General features: G+C 65.1%; 7 protein-coding genes and 1 pseudogene. 2 read left to right on the top strand and 6 right to left on the bottom strand.

Translation table 11 applies throughout. The annotated features are described in order from the left end of the window. Nucleotides 1–126: 126 nt before the first annotated feature. The 6 genes and pseudogenes from C2R25_RS03470 to C2R25_RS03445 form a co-directional block, all read right to left on the bottom strand. Nucleotides 127–480 (bottom strand): annotated as a pseudogene (locus tag C2R25_RS03470) (HD domain-containing protein); the annotation flags it as partial. A 78-nt stretch (nucleotides 481–558) separates the two neighbouring features. Next, complete coding sequence (locus tag C2R25_RS03465; RefSeq protein WP_103727899.1) at nucleotides 559–2,145, bottom strand: mechanosensitive ion channel family protein; 1,587 nt, start codon at nucleotides 2,143–2,145, stop codon at nucleotides 559–561. Nucleotides 2,146–2,432: 287 nt separating this feature from the next. Then, on the bottom strand, nucleotides 2,433–2,813 hold the full coding sequence (locus C2R25_RS03460) for a hypothetical protein (RefSeq protein WP_103727898.1): 381 nt from the start codon (nucleotides 2,811–2,813) through the stop codon (nucleotides 2,433–2,435). Nucleotides 2,814–3,182: 369 nt separating this feature from the next. After that, nucleotides 3,183–3,806, bottom strand: coding sequence for a TetR/AcrR family transcriptional regulator (locus tag C2R25_RS03455; RefSeq protein ID WP_103727897.1), 624 nt, complete (start codon nucleotides 3,804–3,806; stop codon nucleotides 3,183–3,185). Between the two features lie 195 nt (nucleotides 3,807–4,001). Beyond that, nucleotides 4,002–4,253 (bottom strand): hypothetical protein, encoded by a 252-nt coding sequence (locus C2R25_RS03450; RefSeq protein WP_103727896.1) that lies wholly within the window; start codon nucleotides 4,251–4,253, stop codon nucleotides 4,002–4,004. Between the two features lie 149 nt (nucleotides 4,254–4,402). Then, complete coding sequence (locus C2R25_RS03445; protein WP_103727895.1) at nucleotides 4,403–4,762, bottom strand: DUF4440 domain-containing protein; 360 nt, start codon at nucleotides 4,760–4,762, stop codon at nucleotides 4,403–4,405. A gap of 198 nt (nucleotides 4,763–4,960) precedes the next feature. On the opposite strand from C2R25_RS03445, the gene C2R25_RS03440 reads away from it, so the two are divergent. Both C2R25_RS03440 and C2R25_RS03435 read left to right on the top strand, forming a co-directional pair. Further along, a complete protein-coding gene (locus C2R25_RS03440; protein WP_158250610.1) occupies nucleotides 4,961–5,764 on the top strand; it encodes a DUF1206 domain-containing protein in 804 nt (267 codons plus the stop codon). A gap of 112 nt (nucleotides 5,765–5,876) precedes the next feature. After that, on the top strand, nucleotides 5,877–6,875 hold the full coding sequence (locus C2R25_RS03435) for a 2-hydroxyacid dehydrogenase (protein ID WP_103727893.1): 999 nt from the start codon (nucleotides 5,877–5,879) through the stop codon (nucleotides 6,873–6,875). Nucleotides 6,876–6,957: the final 82 nt, after the last annotated feature.

Genomic DNA, 6,957 nt, shown 5'->3' with positions numbered 1-6,957 from the left:
CAACCAACATCCCTGTACCCGCCGTCCGGAACCCAAACGGCGGCGCTTCTCATGATGAGATGAAGGGGGTCAATTTTAGACGCCGATCACCCCGCTAAGGGGGTCAATTTTGCACGCCGCTCCACACATGCAGTAGTTGAGGGCGACTTCCCCGCCATGCCCGAAGGGCGGGTGCCCGAGGTCGTGCGTGCAGCCGATCGCCTGGATCATTCCCCGGTCCGGGAGATGCCGCGTGGCGGGATGGCCCGGAAACAGCTTCGCCAGCTGCCGGGCCAGACCGCCTGCGATCTGCGCAACTTCCAGGGAGTGAGTCAGCCTCGTGCGATAGAAGTCGCTGTCGCCCAGGCTGAGGATCTGCGTCTTGCCCTGCAACTGTCGAAAGGAGGCGGAGTGAATGACGCGGGCGTAATCGACGTCGCCGTCCTCCCGGGCATCTTCCGCCTGGGCGGACCACCCCTCCCGTCGCGCAAACCAGCTCATATCGACCCTTGACCGTTGACGCGCCCAGATGCCTCACTTGCCATGTCCCGGCAATAGCCAGACAGCGCCGTATACCCGTCAGGACGGTTCGGTTGCGTTTTCCGGTTCCCTGGCGTCCGAAGACAGCAGGACGTTGCGCACAGGAGTGACGAGGCTGATTGCCGCGGCCTCGAAGCGTTCGACGATCGCCAGAAGCAGTTCTTCCCGGATGATGACACTGTGATCGAAGTCACTCACCGCGATGTAGCTGAAAACCTCGATCTGGAGCGAAGCCTCGCCAAGGGTCGCCAGCCGTGCGCGCGCGCCTTCGGCAATATGGGCATTTTCCGCGAGGACGGTCTGAACGATGGTAATCGCCTCCTTCAGCTTCGCCGACGGCAAGCCCAGGTCGAGGTGAATGACCGGATTGAACAGGAAGCGGTCGCGGCTTGAAAAATTCTCGATCTGTCGGGCCGAGAAGTCGCCGTTGGGTATGGTGACGATCGTGCGGTCGTTGGTCCGGATACGGGTGGAGCGTATCCCGACGTCCTCCACCGTGCCGACGACGTCGCCCACGCGGACGAAGTCGCCCACCTGTGCCGGCCGGTCGGCGATGACGGTGACGCTGCCGACGAGGTTCTCCACGGTCTTCTGAGCGCCAAGAGCCAGCGCGATACCACCGATACCCAGCGCGGCGATACCTGTTGTGACGTCGATGCCAAAGGTGTCCAGGATGCCAATGGCCGAGAAGGCAAGCAGCAGGATCTTGGCCCCGCGTCGGATCAGCGTGACGACGGAAACTACCTGCCGGCGCGCCTGTCGGCGCATGCGAGCGATGGCGATGTCGGAAATCGCGTCAACCAGTCGCAAGCCGAGCCATACGAAGCCGACCACGGCGAAGATGCCGATGTAGCGCAGCAGGGTCTGCCGCGCGACGATCGCCACGGGAAGTTTCTCCGCCCAGATATAGAACGCTGCCACGGCGATGATCAGGTTCAGTGGAGGCAGGGCGGCGGACAGGAACCGATACCAGCCGTTGCTGTCGGCCTTAGGGACGAAGCGCCGCCCCCCCGCGAGGATGACGGCCGACAGTATCCAGAGGCCGCCGAAGCTCAGGATGGCAAGACCGGCCAGCACCATCCAGTCCTGAACCGGGGCACCCGCAACGGCTATTGCTTCCGCCCCCTCCGTGGCCTGGGTGCCGGGCTGGGGCACTTTCGCAACTGCGAGCACGCGCATGGTCTCGACAGGAACACGCCACACAGTGTGCCCGTCCACTTCCTTCCTGCCGAGAAGCACAGGATTGGGCTTGCCGTTGACCGTGATCGTCCCGACCCGCTCCCGGTTGAGCGGCAGATCATCGTCGAGGCTGCCCGGCGTGTCGTTCGACAATCCGCTGAAGGGCGTCAGTGATCCGCCTGAATCAAGCAGCGCCTGCAACCGCCGGGCGAACTCGGCAGCGCTTCGTTGCGCATGCGGATTGGTCTCGACCGGCAGGTCGAAGTAGAAGGCCGCGCGGTCGTAATCCTGCTGCGCCAGCGCGTTGATCAGACCCGTAATAGTCGAACGCGGGGTTCCACGGCCAAAGGGATCGACAGGGACTGCTGAGGCCGAGGCTGCCGGCTCGGGGACGAGCTGTGCACGGGCCGGAGACACGGCAAGGAACAGCGCGGCAAAGAATGCCATCCAGTGAGTTAGAAGCCTTGGGTGCAAAACCTGTCCTCATGCGCAGCTGCGGGAGCGGAGCGGCGGGCCGGTAACCGTGGCGGCCCTCTTCGAGCCGAGCGGCCGGGGCTGTCCGGACTCAACTCGGCGCTCTTGGCGCAGTTCCATCGTGGCGGCAAGGCGTGGTCCCGCGCCTGGATGACAGGCGCGACAGGCCGGACTCTACGGAAGGCCGGTGTCGCCTGAGACGCGGCCCTCAGGCGCGAAAGAGGTACAATCTATCGGGGCAAGGGCTCCGATCCTGACGCTCAGGCGGCGATGCTCCGAAAGGGTTCGCGGCTGCGCCCGATCGCGTCGATGACGGCGCCTATCTTGGCATCGGAGTAGCCGGCCTCGCGAGCCTCTGCCAGCGCGGAGGCGGGGAGGGTGTAGCCGTGATGCCAGGCGCGTACGGCGAGCCGGCGCAGCGCCTCCATCTGCTCGTTCGCCAGCATGGGGGATGGCGGCGTCGGCCCCAGGATGAGGCGGGCGAGCCAGCCACGCTTGCGCACCGGCTTCAGCGATTGCAGGCCATCTGCGCGCGCCAGGGCAACGATCCGCTGCTCCATCTCGGTGAGCGAAGACAAGGGGTAATCGACCGGATTCGGCAGCACCTGGAGCGCGGCATCGGAGAAGTCGATGAAGGCCATGTACGTTGCTCCTGCGTCCTTTGCGTTAGGCATGCCCCGGCGCGCGACCCGGGAAGGGGGAAGGGCGCGCGCCGGGGCGGCCTTCCGGCTAGGGGTAGCCGGAAGGCGAATGGTCAGGGCTCTGGCGCGTACCGGACACAGGAATGTCCTATCGGCGGCAGGAGCCGGATGTGTGCATCACGCCACGACCCGGGCGGGTTCGCAGCCGTAGAGCGGCGGCGGCCGATGAAAGCCGGACAGGTGGAAGATGTTCTGTACTGACCGGTATATATTCGGCCGCACGAGGCGTCAAGCAGGTTTTCTGTACCGCCTGGTAAATTACACGGTCGAAGGGCAGCGCCCGGCAGGATAGCCGGGATCAGGTGCCGTTCAGCGCCCCGGCCACATGGCGAGGAATGTGTCGATGCTGCCTTGCAGCTCTTCCGGTTGCGCACCGCCCTGTGCCTTGACCGCGAGTCCCTGCAGGAGCGTGGTGAGGCAGCTTGCCAACTTTGTGGGACAGACGCTGTCGGGAAGATCGCCATCCCGCCGCGCCTGCTCGAAGCGCTTCACGACGGCGGCCTCGGAGGACGCACGGCGCTTGATCACGTCTGCGCGGATCGGGTCGGCTTCGGCCGCGCAGACGACGGTGCTGATGACGCCGAGGCAACCGTGGGGATCGCTGTCCCCGCAGTGTGTCGCCACCGCCCCGTTGAGCAGGCGTTCGGCCACGCCGCGGGCGGTCGGAGCCTCAAGGGCCTTGCCGATGTAGGCCAGCTTGTCCCGCTCGTAGAGGTCGAGCGCTTTCTTGAAGAGAGCCTCCTTGTTGCCGAAGCAGGCATAGAGGCTGGGCTTCGTGATGCCCATGGCCTCCGTCAGTTCCGCCATGGACGCGCCTTCGTAGCCGCGCGCCCAGAAGACCCGCAGCGCGGCTGCAAGAGCCTCGTCAGGATCGAACTCGCGGGGACGGCCCCGGACGGAAGGGGGTGCCGCAGTGGAAGCGGAGCATTTCATACCAGGCGGTAGATAGGTGCGCGCGCGTGCAGAGTCCAGTGTGACGCGGCTGTCATGGAGCCGGCACCGAAGCATGCGGAGCGCTGCCTCACGCCAACCCCGCCGGAGACCTTGCCGCCGACGGGGTCATGCGAAGTCCTGGCTGGAGGACATCGGGATACCTGGTTGCACCTTCTCCCGAAGGGCGCTCCTTCGTCAGGCTTGCGTGCGGGTCGGTTCGGAGGGCCTGCGTGCTGCAGACGCTCTCAGCCTTTCGGCCTCCTTGCGATCCTTGTACGTCTTGTAGGCATAGCCGCCAGCGGCTGCTGCGATCAGGGTCGCCGGGCCAAGCCGACGCAGCAGCGCCGGTGCCGCCATTCCCAGCAGCGCGCCGCCTGGTCCGTCGATGCCGCGCACGTGTTTGGCGGCGTGGCTTCCAGCGACAGCTCCGATAATCTTGCCAATCATTTTGAATTCTCCTTGTACCCTTAACAAGGGCACACCGCCGGGATGGTTCCACTTCGATGTGCCGCACCTCCCGGAACCACGATCGTGCCGTTCGACTTGTGTGCGGCACGCGGGGGGGCCCATTCGCGCCATCGTGGCTCGGAAAGCGCTTACCGGGCAGTGGGGGTCAGGGTCTGTTGATGCTGAATGACCCTCCACTCCTCGTGCGCCAGCCGCCTCAGTGTGGAGGTGCAGTGCGCAACGTAGCCTGCGCGGTCGCTATGCTGCGCGCGCGCAGTGTACCCGATGACGATCAGGCCGCCCTGCGGTCGGCTTACCGTCTGGTCGGAGAAGGCGACCTTCTGCCAGCGTGGCGTGTCGCTCAACCGCTCCTTCGCTCCGCTGCCGGAAAATACATAGGGGGGCTGCGGCAGGACCATGACGCAGCCCTCGTCAACGAGGTCGCGATAGTGAGTTTCGCCTCCCAACCAGAGACTCCGCTCGAAGTCCCAGATTCGTTCGTCTTCCATGCAGAACTCCTCAAGTTGTCCCTGAAGATTGCGAAGGCGCGCGCGGCGTTCCCGAAATCGCACAGGCGGCCGGCAGAACGGGCGCGATACAGGATGGCAGGACCGCCAGCGGAATACGCAGGCTTCACTCACCGGAGGTTGAGCAAGCAACAGGAACACTCGCGAAATACGCGGGTTGGGGCACTGGAAGGAATTGGCATGATCGCAAGTGATCGATTGACGCTTCTGGCACGGCTCGGCTTCGCCGCCCGAGGCATCGTTTACATCCTGATCGGTGCGCTGGCGGTGAATGCGGCGTGGAAGGGCGGGAACCCCACTGACAACCAGGGTGCGCTCGGGACGATCGCGGACGCGCCGTTCGGCCGCTTCCTTCTAGCGGTGTGCGCGGCCGGTTTCGCCGGTTACGCGATCTGGCGGTTCACGGAGGCCGCTCTCGACCCTGAACGCAGGAGCGAAAGCCTGAAGGGCCGGGTGGAGCGTGCCGGTTATGCTCTGAGTGCGATCGCTCACGCCGTGCTCGCGTTTTCCGCAGCACGAATAGCACTGGGGCAGGCACCCGCCCGCGAAGGCAGCCCCGGGGATGAAAGCGCGCAGAGCTGGTCGGCGTGGCTGATGGAGCAGCCGGGGGGCGTCGCTCTCCTGATTGCGGTGGGCATCGGCCTGTTTGGCGTGGCAATCGCTCAGGGACTGAAGGCCTACAAGGCGGACTTCGACGATCTGGGTGGCGACGTGCCCGCGCCAGATTATGTGCAGTGGCTGGGACGGGCCGGCTATGCCGCTCGCGCCGTGGTCTTTGCGATCACGGGGTGGCTGATCATCTCGGCGGCCCTGGCACATGATGGAAGCCGTGCCGGTGGTCTCGGTGAGGCGCTCGACAGGCTGGGCAGCCAGCCGGGAGGAGCGTTGCTGCTCGCCCTGATGGGTGTCGGTCTGGGGCTGTTCGGTGCCTTCAGCCTCGTCGAGGCACGGTATCGTGTGCTCACCGTACGTTCGCCCTTCTGACGCCGACTGCCCGGCTGCCCCGGCGGCGGGAAGAGCAGCTCTGATGGTGCAGCCGAAACTTGGGCGCTATAGCGCGTGGCGATCGCGGACATGCCCGAGCAGGGAGTGAACTATGGATGTCGCGGTATTCAGCACGAAGGGTTACGATCGTCAGTTCCTGGGCGAAGCCAACGTACGGGCGGGTACGCCGCACACCCTGCGTTACATAGAGGCGCGGCTCACCGCCCAAAGCGCGATGCTGGCCCGGGATGCACCGGCCATATGTGCGTTCGTCAACGACGTGCTGGACCGCCCTGTCCTGCAGGAGCTTGCCGGCGGCAATACCCGGATGATCGCGCTGCGCAGCGCTGGGTACAACAACGTGGATCTGAAGGCCGCGGCAGAATTCGGCATGGTTGTGGGCAGGGTCCCGGCCTATTCGCCGGTCTCGGTGGCCGAACATACCGTCGGGCTGATACTCGCACTCAGCCGCAAGATCCACAAGGCGTATGTCCGTGTGCGCGAGGGCAACTTCGCGCTCGACGGCCTGCTGGGTTTCGACCTCAAGGGGCGTACCGTGGGGATCGTCGGGACCGGAAAGATCGGGGTCGCCGTCGCCGGCATCCTTTCGGGGTTCGGCTGTCGTATCCTTGCCCACGACCCGGCGCCCCCACCCGAACTGGCGATGATCGGCGCGGAGCCCTGTCCGCTGGAACAGCTTTTCCGCGAGTCGGACATCATCTCCCTCCATTGCCCTCTTACCGCCGCAACGTATCACCTGATCGACGAAGCCGCCCTGGAGCAGATGAAGAAGGGCGTCATGCTCATCAACACGGGGCGCGGTGCCCTGGTCGACACCCGCGCCCTGATTGAGGGGCTCAAGTTCGGGAGGGTCGGGTATCTCGGCCTTGATGTCTACGAGGAGGAGGGCGACCTCTTTTTCGAGAACCATTCCGACCGGATCCTGCACGACGATGTCTTCGCGCGTCTACTGACGTTCCCTAACGTCCTGATCACCGGGCATCAGGCGTTCTTTACCGTGGAAGCGTTAAGCGCCATCGCAAGCACGACGATGGCGAACCTGACGGCTTTCGAGAGGGAGGGCCGTCCGCTCCATCCGGTCGGGCCCTGATCGGTGCCGAAGCGGCTGTCGTTCCGGGGTGCCGAAGCATGAGCGAGTTAGAACCTGTTAAATGATTGCAGCTAAACACGTG

The organism is Novosphingobium sp. HII-3 (assembly GCF_002916655.1).
Lineage (GTDB): Bacteria > Pseudomonadota > Alphaproteobacteria > Sphingomonadales > Sphingomonadaceae > Novosphingobium > Novosphingobium panipatense.
The sequence above is the reverse complement of the archived record's forward strand: the minus strand, read 5'-3'. Positions and strand labels throughout refer to the sequence as shown.